This is a genomic window from Stenotrophomonas sp. Pemsol, from assembly GCF_003586545.1.
GTDB lineage: Bacteria > Pseudomonadota > Gammaproteobacteria > Xanthomonadales > Xanthomonadaceae > Stenotrophomonas > Stenotrophomonas sepilia.
Genome location: NZ_CP025780.1, coordinates 3,961,128 through 3,980,809, shown reverse-complemented (window position 1 = coordinate 3,980,809; position 19,682 = coordinate 3,961,128). Strand labels below are relative to the sequence as shown.

At 66.4% G+C, this 19,682-nt stretch carries 20 protein-coding genes and 1 pseudogene; 7 read left to right on the top strand and 14 right to left on the bottom strand.

The window, feature by feature from the left end; translation table 11 throughout:
- Positions 1–135 precede the first annotated feature (135 nt).
- Positions 136–849 carry a DUF2026 family protein gene (locus PEM_RS18360; protein ID WP_111128189.1) on the bottom strand — a complete coding sequence of 238 codons (714 nt, stop codon included), beginning with the start codon at positions 847–849 and terminating at the stop codon, positions 136–138.
- A gap of 424 nt (positions 850–1,273) precedes the next feature.
- On the opposite strand from PEM_RS18360, the gene PEM_RS18355 reads away from it, so the two are divergent.
- Complete coding sequence (locus PEM_RS18355; protein ID WP_111128194.1) at positions 1,274–2,323, top strand: glycerophosphodiester phosphodiesterase; 1,050 nt, start codon at positions 1,274–1,276, stop codon at positions 2,321–2,323.
- A 153-nt stretch (positions 2,324–2,476) separates the two neighbouring features.
- Here the strand turns inward: PEM_RS18355 and PEM_RS18350 are convergent, their stop codons facing one another.
- Positions 2,477–3,247, bottom strand: coding sequence for a rhomboid family intramembrane serine protease (locus PEM_RS18350; protein WP_111128190.1), 771 nt, complete (start codon positions 3,245–3,247; stop codon positions 2,477–2,479).
- Between the two features lie 106 nt (positions 3,248–3,353).
- Positions 3,354–4,316, bottom strand: a complete 963-nt coding sequence (locus PEM_RS18345) for a TerC family protein (RefSeq protein WP_010487446.1) — start codon at positions 4,314–4,316, stop codon at positions 3,354–3,356.
- Between the two features lie 302 nt (positions 4,317–4,618).
- Between PEM_RS18345 and PEM_RS18340 the strand changes: the two genes are divergently transcribed.
- Both PEM_RS18340 and PEM_RS18335 read left to right on the top strand, forming a co-directional pair.
- A complete protein-coding gene (locus PEM_RS18340; protein WP_111128192.1) occupies positions 4,619–5,788 on the top strand; it encodes a class I SAM-dependent rRNA methyltransferase in 1,170 nt (389 codons plus the stop codon).
- Positions 5,789–5,912: 124 nt separating this feature from the next.
- Complete coding sequence (locus PEM_RS18335; RefSeq protein WP_065186611.1) at positions 5,913–7,154, top strand: dipeptidase; 1,242 nt, start codon at positions 5,913–5,915, stop codon at positions 7,152–7,154.
- 93 nt (positions 7,155–7,247) lie between these two features.
- On the opposite strand, the gene PEM_RS18330 is transcribed toward PEM_RS18335, so the two are convergent.
- The 4 genes from PEM_RS18330 to PEM_RS18315 form a co-directional block, all read right to left on the bottom strand.
- Entirely contained in the window at positions 7,248–8,675 is a 1,428-nt protein-coding gene (locus PEM_RS18330) for an amino acid permease (protein ID WP_005421234.1), read from the bottom strand.
- A gap of 164 nt (positions 8,676–8,839) precedes the next feature.
- Positions 8,840–9,259, bottom strand: a complete 420-nt coding sequence (locus PEM_RS18325) for a hypothetical protein (RefSeq protein WP_053496733.1) — start codon at positions 9,257–9,259, stop codon at positions 8,840–8,842.
- The gene (leuE, locus tag PEM_RS18320) at positions 9,256–9,885 is read right to left on the bottom strand and encodes a leucine efflux protein LeuE (protein WP_111126918.1); all 630 of its coding nucleotides are present in this window, start codon (positions 9,883–9,885) and stop codon (positions 9,256–9,258) included. The genes PEM_RS18325 and leuE overlap by 4 nt, the downstream gene beginning before the upstream one ends.
- A 14-nt stretch (positions 9,886–9,899) precedes the next feature.
- Entirely contained in the window at positions 9,900–10,871 is a 972-nt protein-coding gene (locus tag PEM_RS18315; protein WP_111126916.1) for a LysR family transcriptional regulator, read from the bottom strand.
- Positions 10,872–10,962: 91 nt separating this feature from the next.
- Between PEM_RS18315 and PEM_RS18310 the strand changes: the two genes are divergently transcribed.
- Positions 10,963–11,970, top strand: coding sequence for a zinc-binding alcohol dehydrogenase family protein (locus tag PEM_RS18310; RefSeq protein ID WP_111126914.1), 1,008 nt, complete (start codon positions 10,963–10,965; stop codon positions 11,968–11,970).
- Between the two features lie 70 nt (positions 11,971–12,040).
- Here the strand turns inward: PEM_RS18310 and PEM_RS18305 are convergent, their stop codons facing one another.
- Positions 12,041–12,646 (bottom strand): glutathione S-transferase N-terminal domain-containing protein, encoded by a 606-nt coding sequence (locus PEM_RS18305; RefSeq protein ID WP_005421243.1) that lies wholly within the window; start codon positions 12,644–12,646, stop codon positions 12,041–12,043.
- A 55-nt stretch (positions 12,647–12,701) separates the two neighbouring features.
- Between PEM_RS18305 and rmuC the strand changes: the two genes are divergently transcribed.
- From rmuC to PEM_RS18290, 3 genes are all read left to right on the top strand, one after another.
- The gene (gene rmuC, locus PEM_RS18300; RefSeq protein ID WP_005421245.1) at positions 12,702–14,270 is read left to right on the top strand and encodes a DNA recombination protein RmuC; all 1,569 of its coding nucleotides are present in this window, start codon (positions 12,702–12,704) and stop codon (positions 14,268–14,270) included.
- 61 nt (positions 14,271–14,331) lie between these two features.
- Complete coding sequence (locus tag PEM_RS18295; protein ID WP_111126912.1) at positions 14,332–14,715, top strand: hypothetical protein; 384 nt, start codon at positions 14,332–14,334, stop codon at positions 14,713–14,715.
- A gap of 92 nt (positions 14,716–14,807) precedes the next feature.
- Positions 14,808–15,353, top strand: a complete 546-nt coding sequence (locus PEM_RS18290) for a glutathione peroxidase (RefSeq protein ID WP_069138198.1) — start codon at positions 14,808–14,810, stop codon at positions 15,351–15,353.
- 85 nt (positions 15,354–15,438) lie between these two features.
- Here PEM_RS18290 and PEM_RS18285 read toward each other — a convergent pair whose 3' ends face one another.
- The 6 genes and pseudogenes from PEM_RS18285 to PEM_RS18260 form a co-directional block, all read right to left on the bottom strand.
- The gene (locus tag PEM_RS18285) at positions 15,439–16,452 is read right to left on the bottom strand and encodes a VacJ family lipoprotein (protein WP_111126910.1); all 1,014 of its coding nucleotides are present in this window, start codon (positions 16,450–16,452) and stop codon (positions 15,439–15,441) included.
- 1 nt (position 16,453) lies between these two features.
- Positions 16,454–16,765, bottom strand: a complete 312-nt coding sequence (locus PEM_RS18280; protein ID WP_111126908.1) for an STAS domain-containing protein — start codon at positions 16,763–16,765, stop codon at positions 16,454–16,456.
- Complete coding sequence (locus PEM_RS18275) at positions 16,755–17,417, bottom strand: ABC transporter substrate-binding protein (protein WP_053496740.1); 663 nt, start codon at positions 17,415–17,417, stop codon at positions 16,755–16,757. The genes PEM_RS18280 and PEM_RS18275 overlap by 11 nt, the downstream gene beginning before the upstream one ends.
- Positions 17,418–17,473: 56 nt before the next feature.
- Positions 17,474–17,938, bottom strand: a pseudogene (mlaD, locus tag PEM_RS18270) (outer membrane lipid asymmetry maintenance protein MlaD); the annotation flags it as partial.
- Between the two features lie 59 nt (positions 17,939–17,997).
- Positions 17,998–18,747 carry an MlaE family lipid ABC transporter permease subunit gene (locus PEM_RS18265; RefSeq protein WP_005414955.1) on the bottom strand — a complete coding sequence of 250 codons (750 nt, stop codon included), beginning with the start codon at positions 18,745–18,747 and terminating at the stop codon, positions 17,998–18,000.
- Entirely contained in the window at positions 18,747–19,535 is a 789-nt protein-coding gene (locus PEM_RS18260) for an ATP-binding cassette domain-containing protein (protein ID WP_065179062.1), read from the bottom strand. Before PEM_RS18260 ends, PEM_RS18265 begins: the two co-directional genes overlap by 1 nt.
- Positions 19,536–19,682: the final 147 nt, after the last annotated feature.

The following is a 19,682-nucleotide window of genomic DNA, read 5'->3' as shown; positions in this document are numbered from 1 at the left end:
CACGAAGCTGATTCGTGGCTATTCACCGGCAAAACTTCCGAAAAATCCTGTAAATTTAAAGGCTTACGAGAATTATTAGTGATGTAACTAATTTTCTGCAGAGAAGTTGCAGCATCTAGACTGATTGCTATGACGCTAAGAGCGCTGAGTGAACCAACAGCCATCGAGACGCGGCTCCTTGAGCGTCAGCTCCCGTGGTGGGGCGTCGCTGTAACCCATCAGGATTTGTGACTGCATCTTCGCCGGCAAGGGCACGTACCATTGATTCACAACGTCGATCAGATCACCTAGCTGCAGATCGGTGGCAGCGCGTCGCAATGCGTCTGCCGTGTGGGCTTGGTTGCCTTCGACAAAGAAGTCCCCAACTCTGGCCTCAGAATGAAGCCTATCAGGGTGTACAAGCATCTCGACCTTCGGTCGGATGAAGGCTTTGAATGGGGCCTTGGCGCCAGGGCGATGTTGCCTAATTCCATGCGGATAAAGGGGGGATGTGAAGTCTACCACCCAAATCTGACCGTCCTGGGCTGTGACCTCCACCCAAGCATGAAATGCATCAGCAGCGCTGTACCAGCGTCCATCTTCATCGTCCTGCTTGGCGAAGGTTAGAACATCTAGTCTGCCATTGCCCTCTGAAACAGCAAAAAACGCTGCTCCCGTTACGGGCTTAGCTCGAAGGCCATGCCGATGATCCAAAAGATAGGCGCCAGCAAACGCAAAAAACAGGCACGACTTCGCAATATCGGGGGCCGCCACGTCGGCGCCAGAAAGAACAGTGCGAATCACGCCGTGGATGCGCGCGAAATCTCCGACTGAAATTGGTGGTTGCGATTCAGCTGGTACGGTGACCATGGACTAACCTTCCAAGAAGTGAGGGATCGCGGCCGAGCACACTCTCTACTTGGTGCCCAACAGGGCGCGTCCAAAAGTAGCTATAGAGAGGTGGTGAGAAGCTGCCGCTCAACTGTAGATATCGAAGCGCGATCAATACAACTCCCTGCGACGAGGAAGACGTTCTTCCCTGGATGAAGCTCATCCTGCTCTACCGATTCCCGAAATAGACGGACCTATTTCCGCAACTTCCCACTCGCCCAAACGCGCCAGTCTAGTCAAGTTCCAGACCTTCTTACTTACTGCTGTAACATCAAGCTGGCACCGTGCTCACGTTTCATCTGGCCCAACCGCACCGGCGGGGCGGAACCAACAGGGGTTTGTGGTGTCGAAGTCGTGGGGTTGTGCGTTGCTGTTGTCGCTGGCCGTGGCACCATCGGTGGCCATGAGTGCTGAATCCTCCACCCCGGCCGCACCCAAGGTGTCGGTCTACGGCCATCGCGGGGCAAGCGCACTGCTGCCCGAGCACACCCTGGCCTCGTATGCACAGGCCATCGCCGATGGCGCCGACTACATCGAACCGGACCTGGTCATGACCAAGGACGGGGTGATGGTGGCCCGCCACGAGAACGAGATCGGTGGCACCACCGACGTCGCCTCGCATCCGGAGTTCGCCAGCCGTCGCACCAGCAAGGTGATCGATGGTCAGAAGGTCGACGGCTGGTTCACCGAAGACTTCACACTGGCCGAGCTGAAGACCCTCTATGCGCGCGAGCGCCTGCCGGAACTGCGCAGCACCGCCTACGACGGGCAGTTCCGCATCGCCAGCCTGGACGAGATCCTGGCCTTCCTGGTGCAGCAGGCCGGGCGTGCCAACCGCGGCATCGGCCTGGTGCCGGAGATCAAGCACCCGACCTACTTCCAGTCCATCGGCCTGCCGATGGAAGACAAGCTGCTGGCCGCACTGCGTGGCAACGCGTACACCAATGTCGGGCCGGTCACGATCCAGTCGTTCGAGACCGCCAACCTGCGCTACCTGCGCGGCAGGATCGGCCGGGGCAGCAACATCCGGCTGCTGCAGCTGCTGTGGAAGGGCGATACCCAGCCGGCCGACATCGCCAAGGCCGGCGGCACGCTGACCTATGCGCAGATGATGGCACCGGCCGGCCTGAAGGACATTGCCGGCTACGCCGATGGCATCGGCCCCGAGCTGCGTTCGATCATTCCACTGGATGCCAAGGGCGCGCTGGGCACGCCGACCTCGCTGGTACGTGATGCGCATGCCGCTGGCCTGATGGTGGTTCCGTACACCTTCCGCCCGGAAAACCACTTCCAGCCCAGCAACCTGCGCAAGGGTGCCGACAGCGCGCGCAATGCCGAGGGATCGATCGCCGAGATGCGGGCTTACCTGGCGACGGGCATCGATGCGTTCTTCACCGATGACCCGGCGCTCGGCCGGCAAGCGGTGGACGGGATGGGCGCGGCGGGGAACTGAGCGATCAACGCGCCGGGCATGGCCCGGCGCTACCCGGGGGCCGGTGTGCTCTGGTAGGTGCCAACCTTGGTTGGCACACAACAACCGCGCCGACCAAGGTCGGCCACTACCGATTCATGAGGTTGCCGGCCAGCGGCCGGCACCACCCTCACCTCAACCGCGCGGTTCGTCCGGGCGGCGGAACGGGATCACCACGTAGTCCTGGCCCTCGCGCGGCTGCCACAGTACCGGCACGCGCTGCGGTGACGGCGGCTCCAGCTCGTCGTCGGACAGCGGCTCGGCCTCGTCTTCTTCGTCTTCCCAGCTGTAGCGCTGGCGCGGTGGCAGTGGGTCGGCGTTGCGGAACAGCAGCGCGGCGATGATGCCGGCGAAGGCGCCGCCCATGTGCGACTGCCAGGACACACCATCGGCGTGCGGCAGGATGGTCATCAGCATGCCGCCGTAGAACAGCATGCCGATCAGACCGGTGGCGATCGCCGCACGGTCGCGGCGCAGCAGGCCGAGGCTGGCCAGCAGGAACATCAGGCCGTGGGTCACGCCACTGGCGCCCAGGTGCACGCTGCCCGGATTGCCCAGCATCCACGCGCCGAGGCCCGAACCCAGCCACAGCAGGGGCAGCGCGCGTACGGAGGCCTTCGGATACACGCTGCCGGCCAGCGTGCCGAGGATCAGGATGGCGATGCTGTTGGCGGCGATATGCTCGACCGAGGCGTGCAGCATCGGGCCGCCGATCAGGCCGAGCAGGCCCTTGGCTTCCAGCGGTGCGACCGCCCACGGTCGCCAGTCGAACGTGCCCTGCAGGGCGAACACGGCCACCAGCACCAGCACGGCGGCCAGGCTGACATTGAACGCCCGCAGGATGCGCGAGCGATCATTGCGGGGGGCCGGCACGTCGCCGGCGGGCAGGGGCGCGTTGTTGTCCATGCCTCAGCAATGGCGGTGACTGGCGCGAAACCAAGGCCACCGTAACGGGAGAGTGGAGGCGGCCGGCGGGACAATCCCACCGGCCGCGCCGTTCAATGGATCAGGCTCAGGCCTGGCCTTCGCCTTCCTTCGGCGGGTACTTCAGGCTCAGCACCACGGTGGCGGCGATGATCACCGCGACCACGCCCAGCGAGACCGGGGTCGGGATCTTGAACAGGTCGATGATCATCATCTTGATGCCGATGAAGCCCAACACCAGTGCCAGGCCGTACGGCAGCAGGTGGAAGCGGTCGGCCATGCCGGCCAGCAGGAAGAACATCGCGCGCAGGCCCAGCACCGCGAACACGTTGGAGGTGAGCACGATGAACGGGTCAGTGGTGATCGCGAAGATCGCCGGGATGCTGTCCACGGCGAAGATCACGTCGGTGACCGCGATCAGGATCAGCACGGCGAACAGCGGGGTGAACCAGCGCACGCCATCACGCTTCACGCTCAGCGCGTTGCCGGCGTAGTCCGGCAGCAGGCGCAGGTGCTTGCGCATCCAGCGCAGGGCCGGGTTGGTCTCCAGGTCCGGCTCCTGGCCGGCGGCGAACCACATCTTCCAACCGGTGAACAGCAGGAAGGCGCCGAACACGTAGAGCAGCCAATGGAACTGGCTGATCAGCACGCTACCGGCGAAGATCATGATCGTACGCAGCACGATCGCACCCAGGATGCCGATGATCAGCACCTTCTGGCGCTGCTCTTCCGGCACCGCGAAGTAGCTCATGATCATCAGGAAGACAAAGATGTTGTCGACCGCCAGCGCCTTTTCGACCAGATAACCGGTCAGGAACTCGAGGCCGACCTTGTTGGCCACGACCTGGCCGGCGGTCTCATTCAGGTAGTACCAGAGGCCGGCGTTGAACAGCAGGGCCAGCGCGACCCAGCCGATGGACCACCACAGGGCCTCCTTGAAGGTGACCTTGTGCGGTCCACCATGGCGCATCAACACGAGGTCGACCAGCAGGGCGATGACCACCACCGCTGCGAAGCCGCCCCACAACCACACGTTACCGATCGTCTGCATTGGGAATGTCCGTTGGAAAGATGAATGCCAGGCCGGACGGCGAGGATCTGCAACGGAGGATCGGGAGGGGATCCAGGGACAGAGCTTCGCCAGTACGGCGAAGGTCTCGCTCGCAGTTCCAGTCGGCTGGAACTGCCGTTGCACCGGAGCCTGCGGGCTCGAAATGACGGCGACAACGTCTGGGAGCTACTCCCCTTCTGGCGCCGATTCTGCCGTCTGGCCGGGGCGCCGTCAAATGCCCCTGCACTGGGGTCGGAGCCCCTGCGGGGATCTGACCCCGGCGCCCGGTTTACAATGGGTGGATGAATACCCCCCTTCCCGTTGTCCGCCTCAAGAATGCGTGGCGCTCCAGCCACCCGTGGATCTTCCAGAAACTGGTCGAGAAGCCGACCGTCCGGCCCAAGCCCGGTTCCATCGTCGACGTGGTCGGCATCGATGGCGAGTTCATTGGCCGCGGGTTCTACAACGGGCACTCGCGCATTGCCGTGCGCATCCTTGAAACCGACCAGAACGTACCGGTGGATGCCGGCTGGTTCTCGCGCAAGATCGCCCAGGCAGTGTCGCTGCGCCGTGAGGTGCTCAAGCTCGACGTGGTGTCCGACGCCTGGCGTGTCGTGCACAGCGAAGGTGACGGCCTGTCCGGCCTGGTGGTGGACCGCTACGGCGACCTGGTGGTGGTCGAGTTCTTCGCCGCCGGCATGTTCCGCCACCGCGAATGGATCTACGATGCGCTGCGCGAGCAGTTCCCCGGCTGCCGCTTCCACAGCTTCGCCGACGAGCACGTGCAGAAGCAGGAAAGCTTCGACTTCCACGGCAACACCACCACCGAAGCGTCGGTGATCACCGAGTACGGCATCAAGTTCCGCGCCGACCCGGCCGGTGCGCACAAGACCGGTTTCTTCGCCGACCAGCGCGAGAACCGTGAGTGGCTGAGCCAGCAGGTGGAAGGCAAGAGCGTGCTCGACCTGTGCTGCAACACCGGCGGTTTTGCCGTGTACGCGGCGGCGCGTGGTGCTTCGGAAGTGATCGGCATCGACATCGACGAGGACGTGATCCAGATCGCCAAGGGCAATTCGCGCCTGAACAACGTGCGTCCGAAGTTCATCCAGTCCGACATCTTCCCGTGGCTGCGCGACGCCGCCAACCGTGGCGAGCAGTACGACGTGGTGATCCTGGACCCGGCGAAGATGACCCGCGACCGCGACCAGGTCATCACCGCGCTGAAGAAGTACCTGGACATGAACAAGCTGGCGCTGGGCGTGGTCAAGCCGGGCGGCCTGTTCGCCACCTTCTCCTGCACCGGCCTGGTGGCCGAGGACCAGTTCCTCGACATGCTGCGCCGCGCGGCCTATTTCTCCGGCCGCACGATCCAGATCCTGAAGGTGGCCGGCGCCGGTCCGGACCATCCGTTCATGGCCCACGTGCAGGAATCGCGTTACCTCAAGGCCGTGTTCTGCCGCGTGGTGGACTGATTCCTGCCAGTTGAGTCGAGCTGTGCTCGACTCGCCGTACCTGATCAGTCGAGCGCGGCCCGGCTCTACAAATCCGAGGGCCGCAGCGCTATGGTCGGGCTCTTCCCCATGCCGGTGAGAGCCCATGCCTTCGTTGCGCCATCTGTCCGTCGTGCTCGCCCTGGCGCTGTGCGCGCCGCTGACCGCCCACGCCATCGAGTTCAGCGCGCAGGAACTGGCCCGTGCCAAGGCGCTGCAGCAGCGCCTGGTCACCCTCGACAGCCACCTCGATACACCGGCCAATTTCGGCCGAGCCGGTTTTGACATCGAGCAGCGCCACGACCGCAACGCCCTTTCGCAGGTGGATTATCCACGCATGGTCGAAGGCGCGCTGGATGGCGGCTTCTGGGCGATCTACACCGATCAGGGCGACCGCAGCGCCGCCGCGCATCTGGCCGAGCGTGACCATGGGCTGCAGCGATTGATGCAGATCCGCGAGATGCTGGCGGCCAATCCCGAGCGCTTCGCGCTGGCGCTGACCGCCGATGACGCAGCGCGGATCAAGGCTGCCGGCAAGCGCGTGGTCTACATCAGCATGGAAAACGCCAGCCCGCTGGTGGCCGACCCCAGCCTGCTGTCGTTCTATCACCGCGCCGGCCTGCGCCTGCTCAGCACCGTGCACTTCGCCAACAACGAGTTCGCCGATTCGGCCACCGATCCCAAGGGCGCGGAATGGAAAGGACTTAGCCCGGCCGGCAAGGAGCTGGTGCGGCAGGCGGTCAAGCTGGGCATCGTGATCGACCAGTCACATGCCTCGGATGCGGTGTTCGACGATCTGCTGGCGATGATGCCGGTGCCGTTCGTGCTGTCGCACAGCTCGGCCAAGGCGGTCTACGACCATCCGCGCAATCTTGACGACGCGCGGCTGCGCAGGCTGGCCAAGGCCGGCGGCGTGATCCAGGTGAACGCCTATGGCGGCTACCTGATCGACACCGCAAAGACGCCCGAGCGCAAGCAGGCCGAGGAAGCGCTGAGCAAGCAGCTGGGCGGCTGGGAAGGCATGGGCATCGAACAGGGCGTTGCCCTGCTGAAGGCCGAACAGGCGCTGGACCATGAGCATCCGGTTCGCCACGCCAGCCTGGACGACTTCTTCGCCCACTTCGAGCACATCCTCACGGTGGTCGGCCCCGAGCACGTGGGCATCGGCCTGGACTGGGATGGGGGTGGCGGACTGAGTGACCTGCCCGATGTCAGCCAGCTGCCGAAGATCACCGCGTGGCTGCTGCGCAAGGGCTATACCGAGAAGCAGATTGCCGGCATCTGGGGCGGCAACCTGCTGCGGGTGATGCGCCAGGCGCAGGATTACGCCGCAAAGCAGCGCGGTTGAAACGCCCTGCGGTAGTGCCGGCCGCTGGCCGGCATTGCCCCTGTCAAGAGGATGCGGGTTGCCGGCCAGCGGCCGGCACTACCGGTGATCGGTTTACTTCGCGATCAGTGCGTGGCGGCGGCTGTACAGGAAGTACAACACCAGGCCGACCACGTTCCACAGCAGGAAGTACAGCTGAGTGGTGTGCGGCAGGCTGATGAACAGGTAGATGCAGCCCAGTGCGGCCAGCGGGCCGACCACGAAAGCCACCGGCGTGCGGAAGGTGCGCTCGCGGTTCGGCTCGCGCAGGCGCAGCACCACCAGACAGATGCCCACCGCAGTGAACGCGGCCAGGGTACCGGCATTGGCCAGTGCGGCGATCTCGTCCAGGCGCGCCACGCCGGCCAGGGCCGACACCACCACCGCAGTGAACAACGTGGTCGCCACCGGCGTGCCGGTACGTGCGTTGACCTTGGACAGGCCACGCGGCAGCAGGCCATCGCGGCTCATCACAAAGAAGATGCGGCTCTGGCCGTACAGGAAGGCCAGCAGCACGGTCGGCAGGGCGATGATCGCGATCACGCCGATCACCATTGCCGCGGTCGGATGGCCCAGCTGGCGCATGATCAGCGCCAGCGGCTCGGCGCTGTGGCCGAACACCGCGTAGCTCATCGCACCGACGGCCGCCAGCGCCACCAGCACGTAGACGATGGTGCAGCCGATCATCGAACCGATGATGCCGATCGACAGGTCGCGGCCCGGGTTCTTGGTCTCCTCGGCGGCGGTGGAGATCGCATCGAAGCCGTAGAAGGCGAAGAAGATGATGGCTGCCGCCGCCATCACGCCGTGCTCGACGCCATCGGGGCCCATCGACTTGGCAAAGCCGTACGGCATGAACGGCTGCAGATTGGCGCTGTCGAAGGCGGGCAGGGCCACGGCGACGAAGATCGCCAGCGCGATCAGCTTGAACACCACCAGGATCGCATTGAGCGTGGCGCTTTCCTTGGTGCCGGCCATCAGCATGCCGGCCACCAGCCAGGTGATGATGATCGCCGGCAGGTTGATCATTCCGCCTTCCACGTGCGGGCCGGCTGCCAGCCAGGCCGGCAGGTGTACGTTCCAGCCGAACTGGGTGTGGACCCATTCGAGGAAGCCGACGAAGTAGCCGGACCAGCCCACCGCCACCGTACTCACCACCAGCGAGTACTCCAGGATCAAGCTCCAGCCCACCACCCAGGCAAACACCTCGCCCAGCGCGCTGTAGCTGTAGGTGTAGGCACTGCCGGCGGCCGGCATCATCGTCGACAGCTCAGCGTAGGACAGCGCCGCACAGGCGCAGACCGCACCGGCGATGGCGAAGGAGATCAGCACGGCCGGGCCGGCCAGGTTGGCACCCACGCCGATCAGCGTGTAGATGCCGGTACCGACGATGGCACCGATGCCCAGCGCGATCAGGTGCGGCCAGCTGAGCGTCGGGATCAGACGCCTGCCGGCTTCGTGGACGGTGACGGAATCTAGGGACTTGCGCCGGAACAGGGACATGCAGGCCTCGGAAGGGGTGACTAAGAACGACAAGTTCCCGAGTGTGACCGAACGCAGCGCAGCATTACCACTGACGCGGGTCATACCCGACGCGCCGCGCGCTGCACCGCGATCAGGCTGCCGGAATCGGCATAAAGCAGGCCGGACCCCCGCGCCGGGCGACGTCAGGGCATGGCGGGCCAGTGGCAGCCGTCTTCCTGCCAGGCCTCGACGTCGTCGTGAAAAGAGCTCCTGCGCCCGTCACGGGCACGCTCATAGCGCAGGTCCAGCACCAGCGCGCCCTGGGTACTCAACAGGTAGCGGCCGTTGAGGCGGCCATCGATGCGCTCTTCCCAGACGCTGTCGAACTGGTACGGGCGATCTTCGGCCAGCACCGTGCTTTGCATCGAGATCCGGCGCAGGGGCAGGCGCTTGCGCTGGCCGGCGTAGCGCACGTCGGACTGTCCGTCCTCCAGCCAGCGCCATTCCAGGTGGATGCTGCCGTTGCGACCGCCGGTCAGGCAGCGATGGTCCTGTACGGTGGCGCCAGAGGCGGTGCCGGCGAACAGCAGAGCCAGGCCGAGCAGCGGCAGCCGCCCGTTCATCCGTTCAGCCCCAACCGGATGCCAAACCCCACCAGGAACAGGCCGGCCACGCGGCGCAGCGCGTCGCTGATCCGCGGGTGCTGGATCAGCCGGCGACGGGCCAGGTTGCCCGCGCCGATCAGCATCGAGCAGTAGGCGATGCTGACCACCAGGATGATGCCGGCCAGCGCCGCGAAGGTGGCGATGCCCTGGTGTGCCTTGGGATCGATGAACAACGGCAGGAAGGCCATGTAGAACAGGATCGCCTTCGGGTTGAGCAGGCTGACCAGGATCGCCTGCTGGAAGTAGCGGCCCGGCTGCATGCGGATCGGGCCGGCATCACCGCCCTCGTGCTTCGGTGTGCGCAGCAGGCCGATGCCGACCCACACCAGGTAGGCCGCACCCAGGTACTGCACGGCGTGGAACACCAGCGGGTTGGCCTTGAGCAACGCGGCCACGCCGGCCAGCGCCAGCCACATCAGGATCTGGTCGCCGACCAGCAGGCCGGCCAAAGCGGTGTAGCCGCCGCGCACACCGCCACGGCCGGTGGCGGTCAGCAGGGTGAAGGTACCGGGACCGGGCAGAGCGAGAAACACCAGCACGGCGACCAGAAACGTCCACAGGTCCTGGATGCCCATCCACGGCATGGCGGTGTTCTCTCTTACGGGGGGCCGTCATTGTCGGCCAGCGCCGGGGCTGGCGACAGGGGGCCGGCAGGATCTTCGGGCATGCCAGACAGCAGAGGTTGCAGGTGCTGGCGCAGCTGCGCGTGCAGCTGCCGCACCGCCGGCGAGAACTGCTTGCGGTGCGGGCAGACCAGTTGCAACGGTATGTGGCTGCCGATGCCATCGAGCAGCAGCTGCAGGCGCCCTGCAAGCACATCCTCGCGCAGGTCCAGCCAGGATTTGTAGGTGATGCCTTCGCCGGCCACCGCCCAGCGCCGCACCACATCGGCGTCATCGCAGACCAACGGGCCGCGCACCGGAATCACGCTGCGGCGCCCGTCGACCTCGAACGACCAGCGATCATAGGCGCGGCCATTGAGCTGGTAGACCAGGCAATCATGCTCGCGCAGATCGTCCAGGCGCGTGGGCATGCCGCGCCGCTGCAGATAGTCGGGCGACGCCGCGAGTATGCGCCGATTGCCTTCCAGCAGGGGCAGGGCGACGTAGTTGGCGTCGTCGAAGTGGCCGATGCGGATGGCCACGTCGACCGGGTCGCGGAACACGTCGGCCACTTCGTCGGACAGGCGCAGGTGCAGGCGCAGCCGGGGGTGCGCGGCGCGAAAAGCGCTCAGCCAGGGCAGCAGCAGATTTCGACCGAAGTCCGACGGCGCCGACAGCTGCAGGGTGCCGTGCAGTTCGGCGTCTTCGCCCTGCACGCGCGCCTGGCCCTCGCGCAGGGTGGCCAGCACCTCCTGCGCATACGGCAGGTACAGCGCCCCCTCGCCGGTCAGGCGCAGGCTGCGCGTGGTGCGCACGAACAGTCGCAGGTCCAGCTCGCGTTCCAGCCGCGCCACCGCCGCAGCAACCTGCCCCGGCAGCAGGTCGGCTTCGCGGGCCGCCTGCGAGAAGCTGCCCAGTGCGGCAGTACGGACGAACAGCTGCAGATCGTCGAAGCGGATCATCTTCATCGCCAGAGTGAAAGTGCTGCCCGATTCTGCGCCTTTCCGAGGGACCGCGTGCGGCGCAACCTGTCGCCTCCTTCCCCACTGGACCGCTGCCATGCGCGCCATTGCCTACACCCAAGCCGGCCTGCCGATCGATGATGCCCAGGCCCTGATCGACATTGAACTGGAACTGCCGCAGCCCGGCCCGCGTGACCTGCGCGTGGCGGTACGCGCGGTGGCGGTGAACCCGGTCGACACCAAGGTCCGCCGCGGCGTGGCCACCGATGGCCCGCGCGTGCTGGGCTGGGATGCGGTCGGCATCGTCGACGCGGTGGGCAGCGAGGTGACTCTGTTCCAGCCCGGCGACGCGGTCTACTACGCCGGCGTCATCGACCGCCCGGGCAGCAATGCGCAGTACCAGCTGGTGGATGAGCGCAGCGTAGGCCGCAAGCCGGCCAGTCTCGACGATGCCGCCGCCGCAGCGTTGCCACTGACTGCAATCACCGCCTGGGAGCTGCTGTTCGACCGCCTGCGCATCCCGGAGGGTGGTGGCGAAGGCCAGACCCTGCTGGTGATCGGTGCTGCCGGTGGTGTCGGTTCGATCCTGGTGCAGCTGGCACGGAAGCTGACCAGGCTGACCGTGATCGGCACCGCCTCGCGCCCGGATACCCAGGACTGGACGTACGCAATGGGGGCACACCACGTGATCGACCACAGCCTGCCGCTGGCCGAGGGACTGGCGCGGCTCGGCATCAGCGAGGTGCAGCATGTCGCCAGCCTGACCCACTCCGACCAGTACTACGCGCAGATCGTGGAACTGCTGGCACCGCAGGGCCAACTGGGGCTGATCGATGACCCGGGCCAGGTGGACGTGATGGCGCTCAAGCGCAAGGCGTTGTCACTGCACTGGGAGTCGATGTTCACCCGGCCGCTGTACCGCACTGCGGACATGCAGCGCCAGCATGACCTGTTGAACCGTGTGGCCGAGCTGATCGACACGGGCGTGCTGCACACCACCCTGGGCGAGCACTTCGGGCGCATCGACGCGGCCAACCTGCGGCGCGCCCACGCGCTGCTGGAAAGCCAGCGTGCCAAGGGCAAGATCGTGCTGGAAGGCTGGTAACACCGGCGGTTCCCGCGCGCCCTTGGGGTCAGATCCCTTTCCCCCCAGGGAAAGGGATCTGACCCCTGCCTCAGGCCACGCCGTTGTCGACGTGGGTGGCGAAACCGGGCTGCTCGCGCAGCCGTTCGAACCATGCCGAGAGGTGTGGCAGCACGGGCTTGTTGCCAGGTGTGCTGCGCCAGCGCTGGGCCGACAGCCCGAGCACGATGTCGGCCAGAGTGAAGGCGTTGCCCGTCACGTGGCAGTGGCCACCGGCCAACTGTGTGTCGAGTACGCCCATCAAGTGGTTCCACTGCGCCAGGCTGGCCTCGGCGCGGGCATCGTCCGGGTAGTCCGGATGCCGGCGCACGCGCGCCATGAACACGTGCCGCCAGGCGCTGTTGAGGTCGCTGGCCTGCCAGTCCATCCACTGCTCGACCCGGGCGCGGCCCTGCGCCGTACCGGGCAGCAGGTCATCACGGCCAGCACGTACGGCCAGGTAGCGGCAGATGCTGTTGGATTCCCACAGCACGAAGTCGCCATCGCGCAGGACCGGCACCTGCCGGTTGGGATTCAACGTGGCCAGCAGGTCCGCCGGTGGTTCTGGCTCGTGTTGGAGTGGCAGGTCGAGGCCGGCGCAAAGCCACAGCACCTTGCGCACGTTGATGGAGGTGGGCTTTCCGTACAGAGCGAGCATGGGGGCTTCCGGGGTAGACCGACCCAGCCTAGCGCAGCGGGGCTAAACTGATCGCATGAATATCGAAGTCCTCATGATCCTCGCGGTGGTCCTGCTGCTGGCGACGCTGGTCGCGCTGTTGCTGCTGTGGCGTCGCACCCCTGGCAACGCAGCGTCCGATGATCTGCAGCGGCAGCTGGACAGCGAACGCGAACAGCATCGCCTCGCGCTGGTCGATGCCGGCCAGCTGCGCGGCCGCCTCGACGCGCTGGGCGCGGAACTGGAAAACGAGCGGGCCCGCAGCCAGCAGCACGCACAGGCGGTCACCACCCTGACCGCCCGGGTGGAGCGCGAAGCGGCGCTGTCGGCCAGTCGCGAAGCACAACTGGCCGAACGCGAAGCGGCCTTGGCGCAGGCACGCGCTGCCCTTGCCGATATCAGCAGCGAGCTGCAGCAGGCGCACCAGCGCTACCAGCAGTTGCACGGCGAACATGCCCGCGCGGTGGCCAATCTGCAGCACTCCGAACGGGCCAGCGCCGAACTGCGCAGCTATCTCGATACCGCCAAGGAAAAGCTGTCCGGTGCCTTCGCCGAACTGGCGGGCAAGGTGTTCGACGAACGCGGACAGCAGTTCGAGAAGAACGTGCGACAGGCGACGGTGCAGTCGCGCGCGGATATCGAGGGGCTGCTCAAGCCGTTCGCCGACAAGCTGGGTGATTTCCGTACCCGCGTCGATACCCTGTACGGTGAGGAGGCGCGCCAGCGCGCCAGCCTGCTGGGTGCGGTGGGTGAATTGAAGACGCTCAACCAGGACATGGCCGCGCAGGCATCGGCGCTGACCAATGCGCTGAAGGGCAATGCCAAGGTCCGCGGTGACTGGGGCGAGCTGATGCTCGACAACGTACTGCGCGGATCGGGCCTGGAAGAGGGCGTGCACTACCAGCGGCAGAAGCATGCCGTGGATGACGAAGGTGCGCGCCTGCGACCGGACGTAGTGGTGCGGTTCCCCGACGAACGCAGCGTGGTGATCGACAGCAAGGTGAACCTGATCGCCTGGCAGGAGGCGATGAATGCCGCCACCCCGGAGCAGTCAGAGGATGCGCTGCGCCGGCACGCGGTTGCGCTGCGCCAGCACGTGAAGGACCTGGGCGAGAAGAACTATCCCAAGGCACTGGGCAGCGAGACGCTGGACATCACCATTGCCTTTGTTCCCATCGAGGGTGCCTTGTCGGCCGCTCTGGGCGCCGATGGCAGCCTGCAGGCATTCGCGTTCGACAACCGCGTGGTGTTCGCCTCGCCCAACACCCTGATGGCGCTGCTGCGCGTCGCCGAGCGCCTGTGGACCCGCGACAAGGTGCAGAAGCAGGCGCTGAAGATCAGTGAGGCCGGCGGTCTGGTGCTGGACGCATTGACCGGGTTCCTGAAGGACTTCAACGCTGTGGGCAGCAAGCTGGACGACGCCGCCAAGGTCTACGCCGATGCGCGCAATCGCCTGATCGACTCGCCGCAGTCGGCCATCAGCCGCGCCCGCCGGCTTGCCGAGCTGGGCAGCAAGGCCAAGCGCGCGCTGCCGCCGGAGTTGACGCCCGACCCGATGCAGCAGCTGGGCGCATCGGAGGACGACGAGGATGCCAATGCGGGCTGACACGTCCCGTGCACCTGTGCCTGGCTATGCTGGGCGCCCTGTGTCCGTGGCGGGTATCGACATGCGCTTGCGCTCCTGTGCCGTTCTTGTCCTGGCTGCGTTGCTGGCCGCATGCAGCAGCGCGCCGCCGATCGCTGATGCGGCCGCCCCCACGCCCGAAGCCGTCGAGGCCTACCGCGAAGCACGTGACGTCGACTGCCAGGCCGCCGGTGGCACCCTGCAGCGGCTCGGCCGGCTGCAGCGCGAGCAATGCGTGATTCCCTATGCCGACGCCGGCAAGGCCTGCAGCCGCAAAAGCGACTGCACGGGCCAGTGCCTGGCCGCAGGCGAGGCAATGGCCGGTGATGTGGCGTCCGGTACCTGCCAGCGTGATGCCAGCCAGAACTTCGGTTGCCGCCAGCGCATCGATGACGGCAAGGCGCAGGGCACGATCTGCGTGGATTGAGGATGCCTGTAGAGCCGAGCCCATGCTCGGCTCTACAACAGCGCGCGCGGCGCTATGCTGGCGGGCCATTCCCGCCGTAACCGGAGCCCCGCGTGAGCACCCCGATCCAGGACATTCCCCTCACCACCATCGACGGCCAGCCGTCCTCGCTTGCCGACTACCAGGGCAAGGTGCTGTTGCTGGTCAACGTCGCCTCCAAGTGCGGCCTGACCCCGCAGTACGAAGGCCTGCAGGCGCTGTATGCGGAAAAGCACGCGCAGGGCCTGGAAGTGCTGGGCTTCCCCGCCAACAACTTCCTCGGCCAGGAGCCGGGCAGCGAGGCCGAGATCCAGCAGTTCTGCCAGCTTACCTACGACGTCAGTTTCCCGATGTTCTCCAAGATCAGTGTCGCCGGTGATGACACCCACCCGCTGTACCAGCAGCTGACCGCCGCCCAGCCGCAGTCGATCGGCGAAGGCCCGCTGCGTGAGCGCCTGGCGAGCAAGGAGATTCCGATCCACGCAGCACCGGCGGTGCTGTGGAACTTCGAGAAGTTCCTGGTTGGCCGCGACGGCAAGGTCATCGCGCGCTTCGCCCCGGACGTGGCTGCCGATGACGCGCGCCTGCGCGAAGCCATCGAGGCCGCGCTGGCGGCCTGAGGAAAGCGTGCCAACCGAGGTTGGCACCTACCGGAAAAGAAAAACCCCGCCGAGGCGGGGTTTTTTCATGCACGGGCTGCAGCGATCAGTTGCTCCAGTTCGGCATCGGCATGGCATCGACCGGGATCGGCGAATTGGCATCGTCGTGGCCACGGTCGCGCTTGCTGCGCAGGTCGTTCTCGATCTGGTAGTTGCGGCGCTGCATCCACGCATCGCGCACCAGCGAGTACTCGTCCACGGCGGTGTCGCGCAGATCATCGATCGCCAGCAGCTGTGCGCGGGTGTCGACCAGCTGCAGGCCCTGCAGGCCGATGCGGACCTTGTCTTCCTCGATGCGGCGGATCGGCGACAACGGGATGTCACCGGCCAGGCCGAACACATCGCGCACGGTACGCGGGCCGAAGAACGGCAGTTCCACGTAGCGCGAACGACGCCAGCCCCAGGCTCCCAGGGTCTGGCCGAAATCTTCATTGCGACGCGGCACCATCGCCTTGCTGGCCGGATCGAACAGGCCACCGATGCCCAGCGTGCTGTTCATCAGGAAGCGGCCGAGGCTGTCCCACGCATCGGCACCGCGGCCCTGCAGCAGCTGGTTGGTGATGGTCACCGGCGCACGCAGGTTGCTGAAGAAGTTGCTGACGCCGGTACGCGCGAAACGTGGCACCACGTGGGTATAGGCGGTGGCCAGCGGGCGGGCCACACCGCGGTCGACCGCATTGTTGAACTTGTGGACCTTGCGGTTGAACGGTTCCCACGGATCGTAAGCCGCGGCATTGCCGGTGTTGCCGGTGCCACCATACAGGGCGTCGAAATCATCGTCGCTGGCGGCGGTGGATGCTGCGGTCTTTGGTGGGCTGGCCTCTGCGCCCTGCGGCGCAGTTGTCGGCACCGCAGCGGCAGGCGTTGCCGGGTTGGCCACGGCAGCGACCGGAGCAGTACCGACCACGCCGGTATCGGCCGTTGCGGCCGGCGCTTCGGCAGCAGGGCCGGGCGCGACCACGGTGCTGGCGACCGGTGCGTCGCTGCGCGCGGGCTTGCCGGCACAGGCGGTCAGGGCGGTGGCCAGGAGGATCAGGGGGAAAGTGCGTACGACGTTCATGTCAGCTCGCAGCAGAAGTAGCGTTGAAGTCCAGGTCGGGCGACAGCCGGTAGGCTGCGCTCAGCTCGTTGAAGCCGACCGGCGCGCCGGAAATGGCCAGCGCATGGCCCGCCTTGCGTGCCCGGGCGGCCAGTTCGGCCAGCAGGGCCAGGCCGGCGCTGTCCACGCGCTCGACCTCGCCCAGCTCCAGCCGCGCCAGCTGGGCTGGCAGGGCCTGCAGTTGCGGCCACAGTGCAATCACCGCGGCACGGTCGAGCACCCCGCGCAGGCGCAGGGTGTCGCCTTCCAGCAGCGCCAGTGCGTTACTTGCCATTGCCCGCCGGCCCGGCCTGCAGGCTGCCGCTGTGCAGCTCGCTGGCCACCTGCTTGATGCCCTTCTGGCGCAAGGGCGTATCGAACTGGTTGCGGAAGGTCTGCACGTAGGAAATGCCTTCGATGTTGACGTCGAAGATCTTCCACTGGCCGTTCACGTTGCGCATCCAGTACTCGACCGGGGTCGGTTCGTTGCCGGCGCGCACCAGTTCGGTGCTGACGCGCACGCCACGGTTGCCCGGCAGCGGGCTTTCACCCTTCAGGCGGAAGCTCGGCTTGCCCTGGATGTTGAGCAGGGTCGAACCGTAGCGCTGCATCAGGCTGTCGGCCATCGCATCGGCGAACAGCTTGATGTCGCCGTCGGAGGCGCCGCGGGCGTGCGGGCCCAGCACCAGGCGTGCCGCATAGTCGCGGTCAAAGGTGCGGTTCAGTTCGCTGTCGATGTAGCTGCGCAGGCTGGCCGGGTTGCTGCTGAACTCGCTGCGGCGCTGCTGCAGCGTGGTGAGAATGCGCGTGCTGGCATCGATCACCACCTTGCCGGCCTGGCCCTGCGCTGCGGCAGCGGCGGGGGCGGCCGCCTGGGCCTGGGCAAGGAACGGGGTGGCCATCAGCAGCGCCGAGGCGAGCAGGGCGGGAATCAGTTTCATTTTCATGGTTGCGGTTCCGTTGCAGGCGCCTGCGCGCCATCGTTGGGCTTCTGGGCAGGGCCACCACCGGCGCCGCCACTGAACATGTACTTGCCGACCAGCTGGATCAGGTCCACCGCCGGTTGGGTGAAGACGATCTCGTCACCGGCCTTCAGCACGTCCGGGTCACCGCCCGGCTGCAGACCGATATAGCTCTCGCCGAGCAAACCACTGGTGAAGATGCCCGCCGAGGTGTCCGCCGGCAGGTCCTTGACCTTGCTGTCCATGCGCAGGGTCACGATGGATTCGAACTTCACCGGATCCAGGTCGATGGAGGCGACCTGGCCGACGGTGACGCCGCCGATCTTCACCGGCGCCTGCTTGCGCAGCTGGCCGACCTGGGAGAAGCGCGCCTTCAGCTCGTAGCCCTGGCTGCCCCAGCTCCAGCGCTGGTTGGTCGAGGCCACGGCCAGCACCATCAGCGAGGCCAGGGCCAGCAGCAGGAATGCGCCGACAGAGAATTCGAGTCTGGGACCGCGGATGGCCATGTGGATTACCTGATCGAGTCGTGGTGGCCGCGCGCGCATGCGCACCGCCGGTGGAGGGGTTAGGTGAACAACATTGCCGACAGCACGAAGTTGAACATCAGCACCAGCAGCGAGGCATTGACCACCGCACGGGTGGTCGCCACCGAGGTGCCCTCGATGGTCGGCTCGGCGTGGAAACCAACATAGGCGGCGACCAGCGCTGCGGTGCCGCCGAAGATCGCCGACTTCAGCATCGCCACGCCGAAGTCGTCCCAGAAATCGACGCTGTTGCGCAGTGCCGACCAGAACACGCCATTGTCCAGGCCCAGCACATGCACCGCTTCGAAGTAGCTGGCGCTGATCGCCAGCGAGCAGAAGATGCCGGTCAGCAGCGGCACGGTCAGCACCGCCGCCCAGAAGCGCGGCGCGACGGCCTTGGCCACCGGGTCGATCGCCATCAGCTCCAGTGCCTTGATCTGGTCGGTGGCGCGCATCAGGCCCAGTTCGGCGGCGATCGAGCTGCCGGCGCGGCCGATGAACAACAGCGCGGTCAGCACCGGCGCCAGTTCCCGGTACAGCGACAGGCCGAGCAGGGTCGACAGCGCGTCGGCCGCACCGAAGGTGGTCAGCGTGCGGTAGCCCTGCAGGGTCAGCACCAGGCCGACGAAGGCACCACCGACGGCGATGATCGGCAGCGAGCGTGCGCCGATCTTGTAGATCTCGCGGGTCAGCTCGGCCAGGAAATCACGGGTCGGCAGCGAACCACGCAGCACAGTCAGCGAGAACAGGCCGGCGCGACCCAGCGAGCGGGTGGCTTGGACGAACGGCATCAGGCGACCCTCGCGCGCGGCGCGGCATCGAACGGAATGGGGCCATCGGGCTGGCCGTGCAGGAACTGCCGAAGCAGCGGGTCCTGACTGGACTGCAGCGCCTCGGGCGTGCCCTGGAACACGATGCCGCCATTGGCGATGGCGATCACCTGGTCGCAGATCGGCAGGGTCTCGTGCACGTGGTGGCTGACAATGATGCTGGTCAGGCCCAGGCTGTGGTTGAGGCGCTGGATCAGGCTCATGATCACGCCGGAGGCGATCGGGTCCAACCCGGTCAGCGGCTCGTCGTAGATCATCAGTGGCGGATCCAGTGCCAGCGCGCGGGCCAGCGCGACGCGGCGCGCCATGCCGCCGGACAGTTCGCGCGGCCAGGCATCGGCAGCGGCCAGCAGGCCCACGGCATGCAGCTTCATTTCCACCAGGCGGCGCAGCACGGCGGTCGGCAGGCGGGTATGCGTGCGCAGTGGCAGCGCGACGTTTTCGGCGACGGTCAGATCGGTCAGCAGGCCGTTGCCCTGCAGCAGCACACCCACGCTCTTGCGCATCTCCAGCAGCGCGCCGCTGTCATGCGGAACCGGCCTGCCGAACAGGGTGACCTCGCCGGCGACCGGACGCAGTTCGCCGGTCAGTGCCGCCAGCAGGGTCGACTTGCCACTGCCCGACGGGCCCAGCACGGCCGTGATGCTGCCCTTGGGCACCTGCAGCGACACGTCACGCAGGATCGTGCGCCCGCTCCGGTCGATGCGGACGTTGGATAACTGCACCAGACTGGAGGCGGAAGCCGACATGGGCACCATTAACGTTTTTTAGACATCGAAGGATCGGGCCCATCGGCTGAACATAAGCAGACTGGACGGTCCAGTATTGTGGCACGGCATGACCCTTGCCAGGCCGGGACAATCGGCCGGCAGCGCGGAACAATCCGTACCGGCGAT